19 protein-coding genes are annotated in these 19874 nt (G+C 42.8%); 7 read left to right on the plus strand and 12 right to left on the minus strand.

What is annotated here, in order from left to right; genetic code table 11:
- Window positions 1-367: 367 nt before the first annotated feature.
- Window positions 368-1978 carry a Na/Pi cotransporter family protein gene (locus tag G337_RS0103525; RefSeq protein ID WP_028862647.1) on the plus strand — a complete coding sequence of 537 codons (1611 nt, stop codon included), beginning with the start codon at window positions 368-370 and terminating at the stop codon, window positions 1976-1978.
- 261 nt (window positions 1979-2239) lie between these two features.
- Here the strand turns inward: G337_RS0103525 and G337_RS0103530 are convergent, their stop codons facing one another.
- The 3 genes from G337_RS0103530 to cobB all read right to left on the minus strand — a co-directional run bounded on the left by G337_RS0103530 (window position 2240) and on the right by cobB (window position 4981).
- Window positions 2240-3151 (minus strand): metallophosphoesterase, encoded by a 912-nt coding sequence (locus tag G337_RS0103530; protein WP_051302930.1) that lies wholly within the window; start codon window positions 3149-3151, stop codon window positions 2240-2242.
- 543 nt (window positions 3152-3694) lie between these two features.
- A complete protein-coding gene (locus G337_RS0103535; RefSeq protein WP_028862649.1) occupies window positions 3695-3946 on the minus strand; it encodes a DUF2498 family protein in 252 nt (83 codons plus the stop codon).
- A 318-nt stretch (window positions 3947-4264) separates the two neighbouring features.
- Window positions 4265-4981: a Sir2 family NAD+-dependent deacetylase gene (gene cobB / locus G337_RS0103540; protein ID WP_028862650.1), complete on the minus strand. Its 717-nt coding sequence runs from the start codon at window positions 4979-4981 to the stop codon at window positions 4265-4267.
- Window positions 4982-5436: 455 nt separating this feature from the next.
- Here cobB and G337_RS0103545 point away from each other — a divergent pair, with 455 nt between their 5' ends.
- Together G337_RS0103545 and G337_RS0103550 are read left to right on the plus strand one after the other, a co-directional pair.
- Window positions 5437-7587 carry an adenosylcobalamin-dependent ribonucleoside-diphosphate reductase gene (locus G337_RS0103545; protein WP_028862651.1) on the plus strand — a complete coding sequence of 717 codons (2151 nt, stop codon included), beginning with the start codon at window positions 5437-5439 and terminating at the stop codon, window positions 7585-7587.
- Between the two features lie 77 nt (window positions 7588-7664).
- Window positions 7665-8348, plus strand: coding sequence for a TSCPD domain-containing protein (locus tag G337_RS0103550; RefSeq protein WP_028862652.1), 684 nt, complete (start codon window positions 7665-7667; stop codon window positions 8346-8348).
- A gap of 438 nt (window positions 8349-8786) precedes the next feature.
- Here G337_RS0103550 and fdhD read toward each other — a convergent pair whose 3' ends face one another.
- The 4 genes from fdhD to G337_RS25530 form a co-directional block, all read right to left on the minus strand.
- The gene (fdhD, locus tag G337_RS25525) at window positions 8787-9671 is read right to left on the minus strand and encodes a formate dehydrogenase accessory sulfurtransferase FdhD (RefSeq protein WP_051302931.1); all 885 of its coding nucleotides are present in this window, start codon (window positions 9669-9671) and stop codon (window positions 8787-8789) included.
- Between the two features lie 138 nt (window positions 9672-9809).
- Window positions 9810-12683 carry a formate dehydrogenase subunit alpha gene (gene fdhF / locus G337_RS0103565; protein ID WP_037027020.1) on the minus strand — a complete coding sequence of 958 codons (2874 nt, stop codon included), beginning with the start codon at window positions 12681-12683 and terminating at the stop codon, window positions 9810-9812.
- A 2-nt stretch (window positions 12684-12685) separates the two neighbouring features.
- A complete protein-coding gene (locus G337_RS0103570) occupies window positions 12686-14251 on the minus strand; it encodes a formate dehydrogenase beta subunit (RefSeq protein ID WP_028862654.1) in 1566 nt (521 codons plus the stop codon).
- Window positions 14252-14254: 3 nt separating this feature from the next.
- Window positions 14255-14728, minus strand: coding sequence for an NADH-quinone oxidoreductase subunit NuoE family protein (locus tag G337_RS25530; RefSeq protein ID WP_051302932.1), 474 nt, complete (start codon window positions 14726-14728; stop codon window positions 14255-14257).
- A gap of 517 nt (window positions 14729-15245) precedes the next feature.
- Here G337_RS25530 and G337_RS0103580 point away from each other — a divergent pair.
- The 3 genes from G337_RS0103580 to G337_RS0103590 all read left to right on the plus strand — a co-directional run bounded on the left by G337_RS0103580 (window position 15246) and on the right by G337_RS0103590 (window position 16619).
- Window positions 15246-15875 (plus strand): pseudouridine synthase, encoded by a 630-nt coding sequence (locus G337_RS0103580; protein WP_028862655.1) that lies wholly within the window; start codon window positions 15246-15248, stop codon window positions 15873-15875.
- A gap of 53 nt (window positions 15876-15928) precedes the next feature.
- Window positions 15929-16174 (plus strand): hypothetical protein, encoded by a 246-nt coding sequence (locus tag G337_RS0103585; RefSeq protein ID WP_028862656.1) that lies wholly within the window; start codon window positions 15929-15931, stop codon window positions 16172-16174.
- Window positions 16175-16403: 229 nt separating this feature from the next.
- Window positions 16404-16619 (plus strand): alternative ribosome-rescue factor A, encoded by a 216-nt coding sequence (locus tag G337_RS0103590; RefSeq protein ID WP_019617187.1) that lies wholly within the window; start codon window positions 16404-16406, stop codon window positions 16617-16619.
- Between the two features lie 144 nt (window positions 16620-16763).
- Here the strand turns inward: G337_RS0103590 and G337_RS29005 are convergent, their stop codons facing one another.
- From G337_RS29005 to G337_RS25535, 5 genes are all read right to left on the minus strand, one after another.
- Window positions 16764-16862 carry a hypothetical protein gene (locus G337_RS29005; RefSeq protein ID WP_211235775.1) on the minus strand — a complete coding sequence of 33 codons (99 nt, stop codon included), beginning with the start codon at window positions 16860-16862 and terminating at the stop codon, window positions 16764-16766.
- A 344-nt stretch (window positions 16863-17206) separates the two neighbouring features.
- Window positions 17207-17584 carry a hypothetical protein gene (locus G337_RS0103595; RefSeq protein WP_028862657.1) on the minus strand — a complete coding sequence of 126 codons (378 nt, stop codon included), beginning with the start codon at window positions 17582-17584 and terminating at the stop codon, window positions 17207-17209.
- A 25-nt stretch (window positions 17585-17609) separates the two neighbouring features.
- Window positions 17610-17987 (minus strand): hypothetical protein, encoded by a 378-nt coding sequence (locus G337_RS0103600; protein ID WP_028862658.1) that lies wholly within the window; start codon window positions 17985-17987, stop codon window positions 17610-17612.
- A 304-nt stretch (window positions 17988-18291) separates the two neighbouring features.
- Window positions 18292-18669 (minus strand): hypothetical protein, encoded by a 378-nt coding sequence (locus G337_RS0103610; protein WP_037027024.1) that lies wholly within the window; start codon window positions 18667-18669, stop codon window positions 18292-18294.
- Between the two features lie 5 nt (window positions 18670-18674).
- Window positions 18675-19574: a hypothetical protein gene (locus tag G337_RS25535; protein WP_051302933.1), complete on the minus strand. Its 900-nt coding sequence runs from the start codon at window positions 19572-19574 to the stop codon at window positions 18675-18677.
- Window positions 19575-19630: 56 nt separating this feature from the next.
- Between G337_RS25535 and tnpA the strand changes: the two genes are divergently transcribed.
- On the plus strand, window positions 19631-19874 hold a 244-nt coding region (gene tnpA / locus G337_RS25540; RefSeq protein WP_051302934.1), incomplete at its 3' end, for an IS66 family insertion sequence element accessory protein TnpA.

Below are 19874 nucleotides of genomic sequence, written 5' to 3' on the forward strand. Positions count from 1 at the left end.
TATGCATTACCACGCAGAGCATGGTAACGAGGTGGCTCTCACGCCTCTCTAGTTCCCATGCTCCGCGTGGGAACTCATACGAGCGAATCATTAAGCACAAACCTATGCATTACCACGCAGAGCATGGTAACGAGGCAGTTCTCACGCCCCCCTCTAGTTCCCATGCTCCGCGTGGGAATTCATACAAACGAGCCAGCAAACACAAAACTATGCATTACTTGCTGGCAGCAAAACCATTTTCATTTTGGGACATCAATCTAATTAACTCCCCCCTAAAGCAAATTTTTCTATCTATAATTTAAGGAGTTATACGAACACAACTGCAGACATGCGCATTCTTTAACGTGACTATCACGGGATTCGACTCATGAATGTAAGCCTTTTGTTTGAAAACCTTGATTCCATTATGCAGGCCTTAGGCGGGCTGGGGCTTTTTCTGCTCGGCCTGATCATTATGATGGATGCACTGCGCGCTTTAGCGGGTGACGCAGTACGCACAGCCATTGTGCGTTTTACCCATTCACCGCTGAGCGGGGCTGTTACCGGCGCCGTCGCCACGGCCGTTTTACGCTCCTCCAGTGCAACAACCGTGGCCGCCGTTGGTTTTGTCGGCGCCGGGCTGATCGGTTTTTCTGAATCGCTGGGCATCATCTTCGGCGCTAATGTCGGCACCACACTGACCGGCTGGATAGTGGTACTGCTCGGGTTTAAACTCAATCTTGAAGCGCTGATGACAGTGCTTTTACTGATCGGGGCGCTGCTGCGCTTATTAGCAAAAAACAACTTAGCAACCTCCGGCTATGCACTAGCCGGATTTTCACTTATGTTTGTCGGTATCGCCATGATGCAGCAGGGCATGAGCGGTTTCGGCGATTTAATTACCCCCGAGCAGCTGCCGTTAGACACTTTTAGCGGCAGGCTTAAACTGGTTGCCATCGGCATTATTTTCACCCTGTTCACGCAGTCCTCCAGTGCCGGTGTCGCCATGGCGCTGGCCGCTCTTTATGCTGGTTCAATAAATTTTCAACAGGCGGCGGCTCTGGTGATAGGCATGGATGTCGGCACCACAGTTACTGCAGTAATGGCAACCATAGGGCAGTCACGGGAAGCGCGCAGAACCGGATTTTCTCACGTTTTTTATAATATTATCGCAGCCGCTTTCGCCCTGATCTTCATCACCCCCTTTACTATGCTGCTCAACACCTTTTTTCCAACTGCACTGCAGAATAATGCGGAAATTTCACTGGTCGCCTTTCACAGCTCTTTTAATATTCTGGCGCTGCTCATTATTCTGCCGTTTACCAACCAGTTCGCCTCAATGATGATCAGACTTATTCCAGAGCAAAGCGACCTGTTTAATAAACCACTGGACAAGGTATTACTGAAAGAGCCCAACAGGGCGCTCACCGCCGTGCAGAACAGCGTACACACAGAGACAACCGCTTTGTTAACCCATATCAATGCGATTCTCGGCGATCAAGACAGCCATAAAACAGATATTTTACAGCTGCAGCTGGCACTGGATAAAACGCATGCATATATTGATCTGATCTCGCTGAAAAGCGAGTCCGGCGCACAATGGGAACGGCTGATTGCAATGATCCACATGCTCGATCATATGCAGCGGCTCCATGAACGCTGCGAAGAGGAAGAGGACAGAGCGGTAACCCTTAGGGATACGCAGCAGTTCGTTAATGAAAAAGACATTATGATACTGGGTATCAAATCTATGATGCAGGCGATGGAGGCAAATAACCTTAAGGCCATGCTGGAACATGCCGATATAACCAGAGAGCAGTTACATAAACAGCTCAAACCTTACCGGACAATGGTTGTCGAGCAGATTGCCAGGGGTGAGCTGGACATTATTGTCGGTACCAATTACCTGGAAGGCATACGCTGGCTGAAACGGGTTTCCTGGCACCTTATCCGTATCTCATTCCACTATAAACAGGCTATTCTGGCGGCAGGGAAGTAATTACACTTCCCTGCTTCACTAGTCCCTATGCTTTACATCCACCTATGCGTGCTGCAAGAGTATGGAAGCAAGGTAATACCAATCCGCTTAATATTATGTTCTGTTTTAGGAAGTGAGGCTTTAGCCTCGCCTCTTGTATAGCGCGGTTAATAGCGCACTTCCAAATAAAAAAACAGACCAATTAGTTTGGTGGAATGGTATTAGGTATTCGTCCCCCCCCTCATTAACTAACCATGCGCTTTCAATATGCGGTTATCGCAATTAAACATCAGCCTGCACGCTAAGTTTATGCAGTGTTATTTCCGGCAGGCAATTGATACGCACATTGACCACGGATGTACCCGCTCCCACCGATGTGTACCCCTGCATTTTGTTATAAAACCATTTTCCTCTGCTCACCAAACGAGGGCAGTCTGAATCAAGTATAACTGGAATGCCGCCGGGCAGGCATATCTGCCCGCCATGGGTATGCCCTGATAATAATAAATTAAAGCCTGCCGCCGCGGCTTGTTTATATATAGCAGGGGTGTGAGACAAAAGAATACTTGGGGTGCCTGCCGTGATCCCGTTTGAGGCGCGAGGTATATCATCAGCACAAAAGTAATGCGCATCATCAATACCAGCAAGTAACAACTCACCTTGCCCTTGTTTAATGTGTATATTTTCATTAAGAAGCAGTTGAATTCCCATTTCTTCCAAAGCAGGTACCATTAAGATGCTGTCATGGTTTCCTAATACTGCATAGGTCTCTTTTTTTATGTGTATTGCCAGCCGCGCCATGACCGCGAGAGAAGGCTCAATATCCCCATGGGTAGACGCACGATAATCCCCAGTCATTACGCAGAGATCATAGTTTACCTTTCTGATCTGTTCTATCAATGCGAATACCGCCTGCTCATCCATATCTAGATGCAGGTCGCTAATATGGAGAACGGTGAAACCGTCAAGATCCCGATGCAGGTGAGAAAGCACGACTGGATTATAGCGAATTTGAATATTTCTCGCGTTACGCTGCCCTTTACGGAGCATAAAGCATAGACGCAGGGTATTTTTAATCACAGAATGCGAGGAGTACCAGTTTTCTATATGGAAAAAGTTACGCCCCTGCCCCAGGATTTGTGCGACATGTGCCTCTTCTACAGCAACTCGTTGTTTAGCATGATCTGCACCCATTCTTTGCGCTAGCTTTGCTAAGATTTCTGATTTGTTTCTGATAAGAACAAGCCTTTTTGTGAGCGAAGTGGGGAATAATGAACCATTGAAGTATAGATTATGAATACTTAAAAATACGTCATTTTATCAAAAATTGCCGTAAAACTCCGTCCTTTAGGTCGGGGATATAAGGTATGGATTGCGAAGCAATCCTAATGAGGTGTCTTTTGTTGCTCAATATATTGGCGAACAATATCAATAGGAGCGCCACCTGTAATGGCTAAGTAATTCTGGCCACTCGTTTTGAAAAAATAAAAAATATTTTGTAAGTCGGTTTGTGCCCTTTTACGAGATAGAAAGGTAAGTCGCTAACGCCACAAGCGAGTTAGAAACTATAAATAAGCGGCCAAATTTACTTAGCCACAACAGTCCTGCGCAAGATTCACGTGCTGAAAAAACGGTACTATTGGCTTCTACTAACAATAAAACTTAATTGAAGTATTTGTAATATTCTTGAATAGAACCCATTTCTCCTAAATTAGGGAATATTTGTGACCGCTATTTTCAATCAATTAACGTGTATTTATTTGAAAAATGGTGACAAAGCCATTTATATAAGTTGAAAGCGATCATACTCTTTGCTGTAGGCAGGCCATTTTCATCTAAAAATGATTCGCCTTTAAAAGTAATAACACCATGTTGTTCTGCAACACTTTGTACCTTAACACCTACGATAAAATCTTCATGCTCTGGTAACTGTGCATTTGCTAATACAATTAAGTCAGCACTTTTGATCGCTTGCTTGTCGTTGCTCATTTGTTAATTCCTTTTCATACTAATTGAGCAATATATTATCCAGAGTCACGGGTAAATCACAAGTTAAAGGGAATAGATATTATGCAGAATTTTTCCGCTGTGTACTTATCGTAAAAATGTATCACAACGGCAACATTTCCTATCTCGCAATGTGCCCCTTTGCGAGATAGAAGACCAACTAGTTTTGCTCTTACTCGGACTTGCAAATCTAAAGCTTTACGGCCAAAGAACAATCACCAAAACAACCGGCTAGTGCGGCTTGCTCCCAGCAAATATTAGTACCCCAAAAACACTATTTAAAGGATTTACAAACGCTGCTTATTCACTCGCTAATAACTCTACGACCAAAGCAGGAACTTCGACACTTGCTTTCCCATAACGTTTTTCTTCAAATTGATTTTCCGCCGCGCTAGGCTCTAAATTAATTTCTAACGTGTGCGCTCCATACATCTTAGCAGCCTGTACAAAACCAGCAGCAGGATACACGTTGCCAGAAGTACCGATAGCAACAAACAAATCAGCTTTTTCAATAGCTAATTCAATGACATCCATTTTAAGAGGGGTTTCGCCAAACCAAACAATGTGCGGGCGTAATTGCGCGGGTGTTTTACAGCAACTACACAAATCCCCCGTGACAATGTCACCTTTATGTTCCACAACCTCTTCCGAAGCACTGCAGCGAGCTTTTAGTAACTCTCCGTGCATATGAATGACATTGGTATTACCGCCCCTTTCATGCAGGTCATCAATGTTTTGCGTGATGATAGTCAGGCTGCCGGAAAATCTGGCTTCTAACTCGCCAAGCGCCAAATGTGCAGCATTGGGCTGGATGGTTATTTCCTGTAGTTTGCTGCGCCTTTGATTATAAAAATCTTGCACAAAATCAGGATCCGCAGCGAAACCTTCAGGAGTAGCCACATCTTCTACACGACAATTTTCCCAAAGCCCGTCTACGGCTCGAAATGTTTGAATACCTGACTCAGCTGAAATGCCAGCACCAGTTAGGATCACGATGTTTGTATAGGGAGATGTCATAATAATTTCTCTTAGGCTAACTGTTAAAAATAGCACTTATTTTGTTGCGGCACAGAGATTACGGTCATTCGTTTAGTGCGATTCGTGTATCACCTCATTCATGGCACAGAAATCGTCGGCCTAGCCAATACTGACCATGAATAATAATTGAACTACATCCCAATTTTCGCAAAAAACAATGCCACGCTAAACCTCAATCTAAACACAAATTTTCAATAATTGTCCAGAAGAAAGATTGAGTATGGGGCCATGATTTCGGGGGCGTATTAGCATCTGACAGGTACATAGACCAAGAAAAATAATGGGTAAAGCTGTGGAAAAACCCCTGAAAAATACTATATATAGTATTGCACAACAAATTATCACGCTATATATAGTGCTTGAATCTATTTAACATTTTAAGTTAGAGTGCCATACTTCTTCCCGGACAAATCAACATGATAAGGGTGTAACCCATGGAAAAAACCGCCAATGCCACAGCCTCACAACCGAATCCGGTTTGTGCAATTCCACTGCAATCCACATCCCTGGATATCTGGGAAAGCAAATACTGCTTGAAGACTAAAGATGGTAAAGCCGTCGATAAAACCATTGATGATACTTATCAAAGAGTCGCCAAAGCCCTCGCTGAATCAGAGTCAGATTCGAAAAAATGGCAAAAGGAGTTTCTTTGGGCATTACGTCACGGAGCCATTCCAGCAGGACGTATCATATCCAATGCAGGAGCCTTTGAGCATAAGCCTGCCACATCCACCATTAATTGTACCGTTTCAGGCACCATATCAGACTCCATGGATGATATTTTAAGCAAGGTGCATGAAGCAGGGTTAACACTCAAAGCCGGTTGTGGTATCGGCTACGATTTTTCTACCCTTCGTCCGCGGGGAGCCTTTGTTTCCGGCGCAGGAGCTTACACTTCCGGACCGTTGTCATTTATGGATATCTACGACAAAATGTGCTTTACCGTTTCGTCAGCCGGCGGCCGCCGCGGGGCGCAGATGGGAACCATGGATGTCCGTCACCCCGATATCATTGAATTTATTCAGGCCAAACGCGAAGACGGCCGCTTGCGCCAATTCAATCTATCATTGCTGATCACAGAAGATTTCATCGAAGCAGTTAAACAAGACGGCGACTGGCAGTTATTGTTCCCCATCCTTGAAAAAGAGATTATCGAGGACAATCTGAGCATCGATGATAGATCGATCATTAAATGGTGTGACTGGCCCATTAAAGACGGCTTTGTTTGTAATGATCGCGATGAAGTAGCCTGCAGGATCTACAAGACGCTGCCAGCCCGCCGACTGTGGGAGGTCATCATGGCATCAACTTATGACTATGCCGAGCCGGGTTTTATTCTGATCGATAAAGTCAACCAGATGAACAATAACTGGTTTTGCGAAAATATCCGCGCAACCAACCCTTGCGGAGAACAGCCACTGCCGCCCTATGGAGCCTGCCTGCTAGGTTCGGTCAACTTAACGTGTTTTATTAAGAACCCCTTTACCGACAAGGCTAGTTTTGACTGGGAGGGTTATAAACGCTTGATCGCTGTCTTTACACGCATGCTCGACAATGTAATAGAGATCAACCAGTTACCCCTAGAGCAGCAGCGTTATGAGATTGCCCATAAACGCCGTCACGGCATGGGTTTCTTAGGCTTAGGCTCAACCCTGACCATGCTGGGTATTAAATATGGTAGTACTGCTTCAGTCGCCTTTACCGAAGAGGTTTCTCAGGTCATGGCTGTTGAGGGCTGGCGTGAAGGACTGAATTTGGCCCGGGAGAAAGGCCCTGCCCCCATCATGGAAGAGGACTTTCAAGTCACAGCTGAAATGCTGCGCCGTCAACCTCAGTTGGCCAAAGATGGATTTAAAGTAGGCGATAAGCTCAAAGGTAAGGTTCTACACAGCCGTTATAGCCGTTATATGCAGCGGCTGGCCGAAGTAGAGCCAGAGCTGGTAACCCTGCTTATTGAGCATGGGGCACGCTTTACCCATCATAGCTCCATCGCCCCGACAGGAACCATCTCTTTATCACTGGGCAATAATGCCAGCAATGGTATCGAGCCTAGCTTTGCCCACCACTATAGCCGTAACGTCATTCGTGAAGGTAAAAAGACCAAAGAAAATGTCGAAGTCTATAGCTATGAGCTCCTCGCTTATCGGGCATTAATCAATCAGGATGCGATCCCCTGTTCCGATGATCCTGCTCAGCAGCTGCCTGACTACTTTATCACAGCCGACGATATCACCCCTGCGCAGCATGTTGATGTCCAGTCTGCGGCACAACGTTGGATTGACTCCTCGATCTCCAAGACAGCGAATGTCCCAACGGACTTCCCCTATGATGAATTTAAAGAAATCTATATGTACGCCTATGACAAAGGTCTGAAAGGCTGCACCACATTCCGCTTTAATCCAGAAGCCTTCCAAGGTGTATTGGTGAAAGAGCAAGATCTAGAAAATACCACTTACGAATTTACCTTAGAAGACGGCTCTAAAATCGAAGTGAAAGGTAATGAAGAAGTTGAATATGACGGCGAAACGCATACAGCTGCAAACCTGTATGATGCGCTTAAAGAAGGTTATTACGGTAAGTTCTAAGGTAAATTCTGAACCCTCAATATTCAACCGTTGAGTTGGCTAAGACAGCATAAAGGTTAAAGTAAAAGGACAAAATTATGGTTACAAAAATTTCAGGTAACATTGTTGGTTACCGGGTACAAAACGAAGAAGAACAGGCACAGCAAGAGCAGCAAAAGGCACTTGATTCAAATATCGTGCATATGCATGAATTGGTAGAGCGCCCGGAACAACTACTGGGTTCAACCTACAAGCTGAAAACACCAGAGCATATTTCTGAGCACTCCCTGTTTATCACGATCAACGACATCGTATTAAACCCAGGTACAGAGCATGAATTACGTCGTCCATTTGAGATATTTATCAACTCAAAAAGCCTCGATCACTACCAATGGATTGTAGCACTGACCCGCATTATGTCTGCGGTATTCCGTAAAGGCGGCGATGTGGCTTTTATTGTTGAAGAGCTTCGCTCTGTATTTGATCCAAAAGGTGGTTTTTGGGATCAAGGCAAATACGTACCGTCATTGATCGCCAGTATTGGAGATGTGATTGAACGCCACTTGATTCAAATTGGCTTATTAAAAATCGATGGCTTAGATGAGCATCAGCAAGCCTTGGTTGATGCTAAAAAACAAGAGCTAGCAAGGGCAGATAGTGCAGAGCAAAGTGGTAGTTTTCCACCTTCAGCCCAACTATGCAATAAATGCAGCCGCAAAGCCGCAATTATGAAAGACGGGTGTTTGACGTGTTTGAATTGTGGGGATAGTAAGTGCGGCTAACATTTTGTTACTTTGAACGGAATATTTTATCTCACTACTGTTAAGCCTAAAATCTATGGATAATAGGTTTTTCAGAGTAATTTCACATGCAGCGATAATTCAACCTAATCCATTAAGCTCATGTTTTTAGGGGATTTACTAAGTATGTAAAATGTATTCAGTCATCCAAAGCCCCGAAAACACTGGGGCATCCCTTAATGCAGTGCCATTCAGACATGCCCCCTCTTTAAACTTTTGGAGGCACCATGAATACTCATTTAGAGATGAATCAATATCGTGCGTTTGCTGGTCTTGAATGGGTAAAAAAATACTTTTCTCAGCCTATTATTTGTTTCACCCGCCTCGCTCAAAATGCGTGAGGCGAACAAAATTTAAACTGCAAAGCTCAACAGATCCTAGTGTCATCGGCAGGTTATCGTACAAATGCTGGTGCCGTTATTAAGCTGCTAATACCCGCCAGTCGCCATGATAAACATTGAAACTGTCGGTTTTGGTAAAGCCGATTAAGGTGACATTGAATTTTTTAGCCGCCTTGACAGCAAGGGCAGAAGGAGCGCCAACTGCAACTATTATATGAATATTGGCCATGATCGCTTTTTGTACTAATTCAAAACTAATACGCCCGCTCAGCACCAGTATCATTTCTTCATTGCTAGTTTCCGTTAAACAGTTCATACCAATGACTTTATCAACGGCATTATGGCGTCCGATATCTTCAGCGGCTGCGAGAAACTGATCAGCAGAATATAAACCAGCAGCATGTGAGCCGCCCGTTTGGGAGAAAATAGTTTGATGCTGTCGTAACAGCTCAGGTAGCTGGAAAATATTTTGCCTATTAATTGTTGTTTTATTTTCAGTCGATACCGGGGCTTTGAGCTGCAGTGCGTTTAACGACGTTTTACCACAAATACCACAACTTGAATGACTGGTAAACTGGCGCTCAATAGCTCGCCAATTCGGCTGTACATGCTTTGCTAAGACGACACATACCGCGTTGCCTTGATGCTGCTGTGTATTAAATTCACAACCTGTAATATCATTTTTTTCGTTTATGATACCTTCACATAATAAAAAACCATGAATCAATTCACGATCATGACCAGGGGTACGCATCGTAATTGAAAGTGTATTTGTCTGGTACTGTTCACTTGCTAAGTCATAATAAGACAAACTGATCTGCAGCGGCTCCTCTACAACGATAATGTCTTCTTTAAGTTTCTTATTCCATTGCTCTTTCTGCAGTTCTGCTGACTGACATTGATAATGCTGTTTAGGCATCACCTTTACTGCGAGAGGATTATCACTCTCTTTTTTGTAGTGCATTCATTACTCTTTTTAATAAAGTGTGTCAGGACAAATTATCCGTTTTATTTTCCGCGTTTTGATAACTCATTAGTAGATTGAAAGCAGACTGTTTTTATCGAAGATATTCTTTAAATAAAAACAGTCTGCGTTATTCAATTACTCAAGCGATTCCTCAAGAGCAGCTTCAAAAAAATTTTTCTGCTTTTCTATCTGTTCGTTTCGAGAAACCTGCCACTCTGACAAAGCGTCAGTCGCTGCAATTTTAACCGCAGTAACCTTAAACTCAGGGCATTTAGTCGCTTTATCTTTATCCCAGCCCTGTATGGCATTGATGGCCGTATCAGGGTGATGGAAAGAGGTAAACAGAGTCCCCGTTTTCACTTTCTTAGAAAGGCGAACCGGAATGGTGATCTCATTAGTTCGACTTGTTAAGCTCACCAGATCGCCGCTTTTCAAAGATAGCGGCTCAGCATCACCTGGATGAATTAACAACTCATCTTTATCATGCCATTCACTGTTTTTCGTTCTCCGTGTCTGCGTCCCTACATTGTAATGTACCAAAACACGGCCTGTAATTAATGTAAAAGGAAAGTCGACATCAGCAGCCGAACTTGTTTCCTGATAATCACATATCTGCAGTGCACCACCGCCTTTTCTGATAATTTTATCTTGATGCAGAATAGGAGAGCCGTTCGGGTTGGCTTTATTACAAGGCCATTGCACGCCGCCAAGCTGGTCTATTTTATCGTAGCTAACCTCACTAATACCATCCCATAGACCTTTCATCTCATCCAAAATCTCTTCTGAAGAGTTGTAGTGCATATCGTAGCCCATCGCAGCTGCAACTTTAGAGATAATTTCCCACTCCTGCAGCTCAACTTTAGGTTTTAATGCTTTTCTTACGCGGTTAAGTCGTCTTTCTGCATTAATAAATATCCCATCCTTCTCTAGGAAAGAGCAGCCAGGTAAAAATACATGCGCAAAAGCAGATGTTTCATTTAAAAACAGATCTAATTGAACAACGAAATCCATTTTAGATAACGCTTTAGCAATACGCGGTAAGTCTGGCTCAGACTGCATGATCTCTTCACCTTGAATGAAGAAGCCTTTAAACTTATCTTGCAGTGCACTATCAATCATCTCGGGCATTTTCTGCCCCGCTTTCGTGCTCTGCTTAACACCCCATGCTTTGCTGTATTTGTCTGCAACTTTTTGACTTGTCACATCTTCATAACCAATAGTGGAGTGAGGGTAAGCCCCTACATCACAAGCACCTTGTACGTTATTTTGACCACGTAAAGGATTTACCCCAGTGCCGTTACGCCCTAGGTTTCCAGTTAACATAGCAAGATTAGCAAGCGTCATTACACCATCAGAACCCTGCGCGTGTTCGGTGACACCTAAACCATAAAAGATGGAGCTTCTATCGCTAGAAGCATAAATATTGGCAGCTTTAACAATTTCGTAGCTTGAAACCCCTGCAATTTCTGCAACATACTCTGGGCTGTGTTGCTCCTGTTTAATAAACTCCATATATTTTTGTACATGTGTTTTATCCAAGTGCTCCTTAATATACTTTTTATTAACAAGGTTTTGGGTCACCAAAACATGCGCAATAGAGTTTAATACAGCTACATTTGTACCCGGCTTTATTTGTAAATGAACATCAGCTTTAATGAGTGGAGAGTTAACCAGTTCTGTCTCCATTGGATCAATCACAACTGTTTTGACACTATTAACACGCATACGTTTTTTCAAACGCGCACCAACAACAGGATGAGCATTGGTTGGATTTGCACCAACAATTAAAAACACATCAACATGTTCAATACTATCAAAATCTTGTGTACCTGAACTTGTACCCAGTGTCTGCTCTAAACCGTAACCCGTAGGTGAGTGACACCGTCTTGCACAGTTATCAACATTATTATTAGCAAACGCAGTTCTATTGAGCTTTTGAAGGGCATACACCTCTTCGATGGTACAACGGGAAGACGCTAATGAGCCAAGTGCTTCATTGCCATACTCACCTTTAATTTTATTAAAACCTTTGGCAATAAATTCAAATGCTTCATCAAAGCTCACTTTTTTCCACGGATCATTGATGCTCTCACGGATTAACGGTTCTGTAATTCTCTCTTTATGGGAAACGTAATCATAAGCAAAGCGGCCTTTAACACAGAGATGATTCTTGTTTGCAGGTGTATTGCCGTTAGGTGTAATTCGAACCACCTCGTCCATTTTAGTTTCAACCACTAAACCACAGCCAGTACCACAATAGGCACAGGTCGTTGCAACTTTGTTTGAAGGCAAGCCCATGTTAACCATGCTTTTTTCATTTAATGAAGCGGTAGGACAAACCTCAACACACTTACCACATGAAACACAGATAGAGTTTTTAAAATCAAACAGGCCCGGACAAACTTCAGAATGAAGTCCTCTATGCTTAACGGTTAATGCAAAGGTACCTTGTGTTTCGATACACACCCTTACACATTTATAACAGCTGATACATTTGCTGCTTTCATAGTCAAAATAAGGTGCTGATTTATCAATAACTGGTTTATGGGGTTTACGCTCTTCCACTAAAAAGCGCGAGCCCCTCACACCATGCTGGGCACACAGTGTCTGTAAATCACAGTCACCATTTGCTGAGCAAACTAAACACTCTAAGGGATGCTCAGAGATATACAGATCCAGTAAGTTCTTTCTCAGCTTAAACAGCTCTTTACTCTCCGTTGTAACAACCAGTCCCTCTGCAACAAGTGCAGTACAAGAAGGAGTGGTTCTTGCACCTTCAATTTCAACAATACATAGCCTGCAGCCGCCAATCGGTTTGAGACTATCAGTTGCACAAAGTCTTGGTATATTAATGCCTGCTTTTAAAGCGGCGCGCATCACAGACTCACCTTCAAAGGCGGTAACAGTTTGACCATCGATAGTTAAGGTAACCTCTTTTTTAGAGTCAACCGCCGGCGTGCCGTAATCACATTTAACATTGATGATATTTTTTGCGTTGGTTAGCTGCATAATTATCTTCTCACATATTTGTTGTAACGATCTTCAAACTCATTGGGAAAGTTTTTAATCAAGCTTAAAACCGGCACTGCGGTGATCCCGCCTAATGCACATAATGACGTTTGCGTCATGGTATCGCAGAGCTCTTTTATGAGAATAATATTTTCATTTACAGACTCACCTGAGATAATTTGCTCCATCATCTCAGCACCACGCCTTGAACCAATACGACAAGGGGTACAGGTGCCGCATGACTCTAACGCACAGAAATCAAAGGCAAAATGCGCTAACTCTTTAGCACTTGCATCATGACCCATCACGATGATCCCGCCATGACCGATATGGCCGCCGAGTGTTTTAAAGTGCTCGTAATCCAGAGGGTTATCTAAATCGTTTTTAGACATATGGTAACCAAGCGGCCCGCCTATCTGTACTAATTTAACATCTCTTGCACCATCAAAAGAAAACTCTAAACCGCCGCCAAAATCATCGATAATATCCCGCACCGTGATACCAAATGGTAATTCAACTAAACCGCCGTATTTAATGTTGCCGCTGAGCTGGAATGGACAAGTACCGCGAGAGCGACCATATCCAAGTTTGCCATACGCTTTGCCGCCGTCTTCAATAATCGGCACCATACTGACTAGCGAGATAACATTGAACAGTGCCGTTGGTTTTCCAAATAGACCTTTGTGAACAGGGAATGGCGGTTTCACACGAACCGTGCCGCGTTTACCCTCTAAACTATTTAACAGCGCAGTCTCTTCACCGCAAACATAGGAGCCGGCACCAACACGCAGATGGATATCAAAATTTTTACCACTGTTTTGGATATTTTTACCAAGCCAGCCTGTTTTGCGGGCAACATTAATGGCGTTATTTAACACTTTTCGTGCGATTGGATATTCAGAACGAAGATAGATATACCCCTCGTTTGCACCTACTGCTAACGCAGTTAAAAACATGCCTTCTAAAATCATAAACGGGTCACCCTCACCCATCATTCGATCTGAAAATGTGCCTGAGTCACCCTCATCAAAGTTACAAACAACAAATTTTTCATCATCAACCGCATCTTTGGTTGCCTGCAGTTTTAGGTAAGATGGGAATGCCGCGCCGCCTCGACCTCTTAAACCTGAGTGTTCCATCTCTTTAATCAGGCTTTCTGGTGCTGCAACAAGCGCCTTTTTAAGAGCAGTAAAACCACCATGTTTGATGTAATCATCAATATCCATTGGGTCAACTAAACCAACACGCTTAAAACAGAGTCTTGTCTGCTTAGCAAGGTAAGGTACTTTAGTAATATCCCCCACTCTTAATGGATGCTCACCGCCGTTTAAAAAGTCAGCATCAAACAACCCTGCGACATCTTTTTCTTTGACTGGGCCATAGGCGATACGCTTACCATTAACTTCTACTTCAACGAGTGTTTCTAACCAGAAAAGTCCCCAGGAGCCGTTGCGGACAATTTGAATATCTTGATTGTTTTGTTTTGCGAGCAGTGTAATTTCTTCAGCAACTTCATCAGCACCTAAAGAGACAGATGTGGTATCTAACGGAACATAAATCTTAATCATTATCTATTTTCCTTTACAATTTTTATTGATGATGTTTTTTACGTTATCGCTAGTTACCTCAGCATAAAGTTTATCGTTCACAACAATATTCGGACCAACTGCACAGTTGCCTAAACAAAAAACCTCTTCTATTTCAAACTCTCCATCTTCTCTCTTTTCACCAATATCTGTTTCTAATGTGTCACACAAAACTTTAATCATATTCTTAGATTTTCTCGCATAGCACCCTTCAGCCATACAAACTTTTATCACATTTTTTGCTCTTGGCTTAGTTTTGAAATCATGATAAAAACTAACAACCCCCAGCACCCCTGCTTCAGACTGGCTGAAAGTATCTGCTAATACTGGATATAACTCTTCATTAATATAACCAAAGGTATCGGCTAAATTTCGCAGTGTCTCAACCAAGCCCCCTCTTAAATGAGTGTTTTTTTCTATTACTTTAAGCGCTGTATCAAAATCATATTCTTTAAACATATTCGCGTTCTCTTATCTGTGTATTAACTTGCTGTCAAACGCCCAATGACGTTTGACAGCACCGCTTTACTTACCTGAGCCCCAGTCCCTTGTTAATAGGCGAATTGGTATAAAATGGTGGACTAAACTTGGTCACAGCGAAAACAGATCGCTGTTTTTAGTATTGCTGAACGAAACCGTCACACAGCAGGGAATTAACAATATTTACACTTATTCTTAACATATTGTTTTTTAATAATACCCTATGAATGCAGGGGTATAATGATAAAGAACAACAGCACCTTGATTTTTATAGACATTTTTTGACCAACTTAACATTTCAAGGCAAACGCTGCGTGGTTAAAAGCGCTAATGTCTAACTTTTAGTAAATGAAGGACAGGCTGAAACTAATTATTCACCACTCCACAGCAGCTCAAAAAAACACTGAATTTAGCCAGTCAGCATACTCAGTGCATCTAACCCAGACTAACCGTATAATGCGCTACCACTCAGATTTTACGATTAAGGCCATGTTTAATGCCAACCACTAACCAAACCTGTTTAACAGAGCTGGCAGAGCCAAAGCAAAGTTACCAGCACTTCAAAATATTTAAGCCATATGGTTTTTTAAGTCAGTTTTTACCTGAGCCGCGAAAGAAGAAACATCTACTTGGCGAACTATTTAACTTCCCCGATAAAACTATGGCAATCGGGCGATTAGATCACGACTCCGAAGGGTTATTGTTACTCACTACCGATGGAATGATGAGTTACAAAGTCAGAAGCAAAGGTATAGAGAAAGAGTACTACGTACAAGTTGATGGAGCGATCACTGCGGCCGCAATGTCACTGCTTCAAAATGGTGTAGAGATTGGTATTAACGGCAGCAAATATCTAACACAGCCTTGTAAAGCGTTCAAGCTGGACGGTGAGCCTCAGCTCCCCACTCGCGGCCGTAAAATCCGCGATCCTAGACATGGGCCGACTAGCTGGATATCTATCACTCTCTGTGAAGGAAAAAATCGTCAGATAAGAAAAATGACAGCTGCCGTGGGCTTTGCCACATTAAGACTGGTAAGAGTTCGGATTGGCGACATCCATATCGACAGCATGACTACCGGTGACGTTGTCACGCTAAGCAATTTTAACGCGGCACTTAATCGCTAACGCCTCAAGTATTAAACCCATACTAACCTTTGCCCGTATCAAGAGATCGCATTATGGGCATTAAAGAATCCGGGACTTGGATGAAACCTTCACTTGATGAGCGAAAGATCCCAGTCGCACTACATCAAGACATTACCGACCATTTATTAACGACACTTCAGAACATGCAGCTGAAGTTAGAAGATGACTTTAACAACTTTTACGTCGTTAACAGCTTCAATGTATTAGAAGTAAATGAATGGGGAGATGAATTACACCCGACAAACGATGGGTTTAAAAAAATAGTTAACAGCAAGTAGAAACCTCTTTTTCAACAATTGAACCTAATATCTTAAAAGAGCAGCTATAGGCGCAGGTCTTGTATGATGCTTATATTAAGTAAAATACAAGACCCTGGCTTTTTACTGCGTTTTTCCTCTTTCTGGCTTTCCTTAATACTATTTCCGAGGCGCATTTAAGGCTAAGTTAGTTTTTAAACTCCGCATTAAAATGCTAGACTGCCTGTACCTACAAAGGAGAATACAACAAATGGCTAAACAGAAAAAAACGGCAAAAGCTCCAAAGCTCAGCCAGGAACAAAAACAGACAGACCTTGCACGAGGTACGATCAACCACTCTGCACTTGGTGCACTAGTAACAAGTAAGGTTTTCTGCATGAGAGTCGTGAAAGCAAAAAAAGGAAAAGGATCATTCAATCGTAAAGCAAAGCACTCAGGGAAAGAGTGTTATCAAATAGCGGCTTAATCCCTCAGCCGTTATTTGCTAACATTCTTTTTCAAATAGTTTCACTAGTTCCCATGCTCCGCGTGGGAATTCATATAAACGAACCGCCAAGCACAAAACTATGCGTTACAGTGCAGACATGAGAACGAGGTAAACCCTTGGCTTTTAATTTACGCCAATAACTTTTCTACATTGAGGGAAGTTAGTGCAGCCCCAGAATTGATTACCAGCGTTCTTGCCTTTTTTAGCTTCTCTTAATGTCATTGCAGATCCACATTTAGGGCAAACAGGCTCAGAGTTCTCCTTTCCATCGTGAACAATGTCAGCCGCTTGCTTTGAATTATATTTTTTACATGCTGGTTATGGGCTAAGTTGGTTTTCAAACCGCGGGATAAACGCCCAGCTTCTATTACAGATACTATCCCGGTGACTTGCTCAGCGGTAAAATGACGCTCATTTTTCGTTAACTAGTTCCCATGCTCCGCGTGGGAATTCATACGAATGAACCACCAGACACAAAATCTATGCATTGCCACACAGAGCATGGGAACAAGATAACCTCAATATTATCAGTACTTTAAAATTAAAAAACTGGCACTCAATCACGCTTAATCAAACAGACCTACAGCATCAGCGAGTGCAAGAGCAAGCAGCATTAACGTGGTCGTAAGGGAGAAAAAAGAAAACAACCTTCCTAAGATACGATCAAAACGATTGGTATATTGGTAGAGCACTTTAGCATCAGCTGCAAAATATGCGGTTGGAGACGCCATAATGCATTTCTCTAACCACTTAGGGCGTGACAATGCAAGTGCCACATTTAAAATATCCCAACCACTGGCAAACTCGATTCCCAAACTATCTTTAGTCTCTTTGTTTTTACGCAGTTTACGTACCGTCACCTGTCCAAATAAGACATATAAAATCATGGTAAAGAATAATCCGAACAGTGCAATTGTCAGTAAAATAATCCCAGTTTCATTCATAATGCATTGAAATAATTGCTTATATTTAATCAAACAGTCCGAAGAAGTTAGCGAGTGCCAAGGCTAGCGAAAAAGTTCCCGTACTGTAGAAAACAATGCAGAATATTCTCGCTGAGATACGATCAAAAAGATTTGTATGTTTATAAAGAACCTTAGCATCAGCCGCAAAATGTGCGGTTGGGGAGGCCATGATACGCTTATCTAGCCACTTAGGACGAGTTAAAGCGCCTGCTACATTTAAAACATCCAAACCACTGGCAAATTCCCCTCCCAGGCTGTCTTTAGTCTCTTTATTTTTACGCAGTTTACGTACAGTAACTTGTCCAAATAACACATAGAATATCATTGAAAAAAATGCACCAAATATAGCGATGCCGAATAGAAAAATATCATCAATTATCATAATGCAGGCACTAAATTATTCATTAAGCGATCATAGAACTGTCCACTTTTGTCTTGTATCTTATCATTCATAAGCATTGCCCCACCAGCCGCAACGGCAATAAGGCAAACCCAGCCGATAGGTGTGGCTACCGTGAAGAAAGCAAGACCAAATTTAAGGATAACTAGTTCCCATGCTCCGCGTGGGAATTCATACGAATGAACCACCAGACACAAAATCTATGCATTGCCACACAGAGCATGGGAACAAGATAACCTCAATCTTATCAGTCCTTTAAAACTAAAAAACTGGCACTCAATCACGCTTAATCAAACAAACCTACAGCATCAGCGAGTGCAAGAGCAAGCAGCATTAACGTGGTAGTAAGGGAGAAAAAAGAAAACAACCTTCCTAAGATACGATCAAAACGATTGGTGTATTGGTAAAGCACTTTAGCATCAGCTGCAAAATGTGCGGTTGGAGACGCCATAATGCGTTTCTCTAACCACTTAGGGCGTGACAATGCAAGTGCCACATTTAAGATATCCCAACCACTGGCAAACTCGATCCCCAAACTATCTTTAGTCTCTTTGTTTTTACGCAGTTTACGTACTGTAACCTGTCCAAATAAGACATATAAAATCATGGTGAAAAATAACCCGATCAGTCCAATTGTCAATAAAGTATCCTCTATTTCATTCATACCACCTACCTCAAATTATCCATTAAACTATCGTACTTTCTGCCACTATTTTCCTGCAAGTAATCGTTCATTAGCATTGCCCCGCCAGCGGCAACGGCAATAAGGCAAACCCAGCCGAGCGGTGTAGCAACAGTGAAAAATGCAAGTCCGTAGGACATAATGGTGGATGCTGTAAGTGCGCTTGCAGCAAAACTACTTGATTCAATAAATAATTTTCGGTGCCAGTTTTCACCCGCTAGATAACTGTTATGGACTTTACCAATACGACTCCCAAAATCAATAAGTGCGAGACCATTACCCAGTCCTTTGGCATACCGGCTGAATTTGACTAAATCATGTGCTTTTGCCTGATTACTAATATCCAGCTTAGCAACGCTGCGGCTGCTTCTGGCAATGCTGGTGCCTCTTTCAGCACTGCTGAGTACTGTGCCGCGCTTTGCTTTTGAGCCGCTGTTTACGGCTTCTAATTCAACCGCAAAGCGTTCCTGCATCCGATTAAAAGCAGCAATGGCTTTTTGTTTAGCTTGTCGAACTGCACTTGAACTGGTGCTCATTGATCTATGGTAGCCTTGCGAGCGCGAAACGTCTCGATATTCCATCAGCGCATCTTGGTAGGCTTTAATCGCTTTAGAGAAGTTACCCATTTTATCTGTATATAAAGAAGCTGTTGTACCTATTATATTGCTGCTTTCATTTTTAAGTTTTGCACTAACCGCAGACAGCGCCATGACATTATCCGCACCTAATGAAAATGAGAGTTCAGTTAATTTACGCGCTTGCCCGTTAAGCTGATTAAGTACACTATGCCCTAAACCTGCCGAATCTCTATCTAACAGGTAAGGCGTATTTGCCGTTAATTGTGTTGCCTGTGCACCGTTATAGTAATCGTCCGGCAAACAGCACATTCACCTGCCTCGCGTAGTTCATTACAGTATCTCCAAACTCATTATTGGAGATACACATGCAGGAAAAAACACGTCAGAAGTGGACCGCACTTATTGAACAGCAGCAGGCAAGCGGGTTATCCGTGGTGGAATTCTGCAATAATAATCAATTAAGCCCAAAATCATTCTACAGCCGGAGAAAGATACTCACACAAGGTAATGCCGAACCATCATTTATTAAAGTGAATACTACCAAACCACCCGCTCAAGCAAGTTCACTGCAGCTCTGCATTGGCCAGGCAAGCCTGCAGATACCGGGGG

The sequence above is a fragment of the Psychromonas aquimarina ATCC BAA-1526 genome, from assembly GCF_000428725.1.
Lineage (GTDB): Bacteria > Pseudomonadota > Gammaproteobacteria > Enterobacterales > Psychromonadaceae > Psychromonas > Psychromonas aquimarina.

Bases quoted from the DNA above. Each gene is read 5' to 3' on its own strand.
- cobB (WP_028862650.1), bottom strand. From the start codon at position 4,981: ATGACATCTCCCTATACAAACATCGTGATCCTAACTGGTGCTGGCATT.
- G337_RS0103610 (WP_037027024.1), bottom strand. From the start codon at position 18,669: ATGAATGAAATAGAGGATACTTTATTGACAATTGGACTGATCGGGTTA.
- G337_RS25530 (WP_051302932.1), bottom strand. From the start codon at position 14,728: ATGTTTAAAGAATATGATTTTGATACAGCGCTTAAAGTAATAGAAAAA.
- G337_RS0103590 (WP_019617187.1), top strand. From the start codon at position 16,404: ATGGCTAAACAGAAAAAAACGGCAAAAGCTCCAAAGCTCAGCCAGGAA.
- G337_RS0103570 (WP_028862654.1), bottom strand. From the start codon at position 14,251: ATGATTAAGATTTATGTTCCGTTAGATACCACATCTGTCTCTTTAGGT.
- fdhF (WP_037027020.1), bottom strand. From the start codon at position 12,683: ATGCAGCTAACCAACGCAAAAAATATCATCAATGTTAAATGTGATTAC.
- G337_RS0103530 (WP_051302930.1), bottom strand. From the start codon at position 3,151: ATGGGTGCAGATCATGCTAAACAACGAGTTGCTGTAGAAGAGGCACAT.
- G337_RS25535 (WP_051302933.1), bottom strand. From the start codon at position 19,574: ATGTGCTGTTTGCCGGACGATTACTATAACGGTGCACAGGCAACACAA.
- G337_RS0103550 (WP_028862652.1), top strand. From the start codon at position 7,665: ATGGTTACAAAAATTTCAGGTAACATTGTTGGTTACCGGGTACAAAAC.
- G337_RS0103580 (WP_028862655.1), top strand. From the start codon at position 15,246: ATGCCAACCACTAACCAAACCTGTTTAACAGAGCTGGCAGAGCCAAAG.
- G337_RS0103535 (WP_028862649.1), bottom strand. From the start codon at position 3,946: ATGAGCAACGACAAGCAAGCGATCAAAAGTGCTGACTTAATTGTATTA.
- G337_RS0103525 (WP_028862647.1), top strand. From the start codon at position 368: ATGAATGTAAGCCTTTTGTTTGAAAACCTTGATTCCATTATGCAGGCC.
- G337_RS0103595 (WP_028862657.1), bottom strand. From the start codon at position 17,584: ATGAATGAAACTGGGATTATTTTACTGACAATTGCACTGTTCGGATTA.
- G337_RS0103585 (WP_028862656.1), top strand. From the start codon at position 15,929: ATGGGCATTAAAGAATCCGGGACTTGGATGAAACCTTCACTTGATGAG.
- G337_RS29005 (WP_211235775.1), bottom strand. From the start codon at position 16,862: ATGACATTAAGAGAAGCTAAAAAAGGCAAGAACGCTGGTAATCAATTC.
- fdhD (WP_051302931.1), bottom strand. From the start codon at position 9,671: ATGCACTACAAAAAAGAGAGTGATAATCCTCTCGCAGTAAAGGTGATG.
- G337_RS0103600 (WP_028862658.1), bottom strand. From the start codon at position 17,987: ATGATAATTGATGATATTTTTCTATTCGGCATCGCTATATTTGGTGCA.
- G337_RS0103545 (WP_028862651.1), top strand. From the start codon at position 5,437: ATGGAAAAAACCGCCAATGCCACAGCCTCACAACCGAATCCGGTTTGT.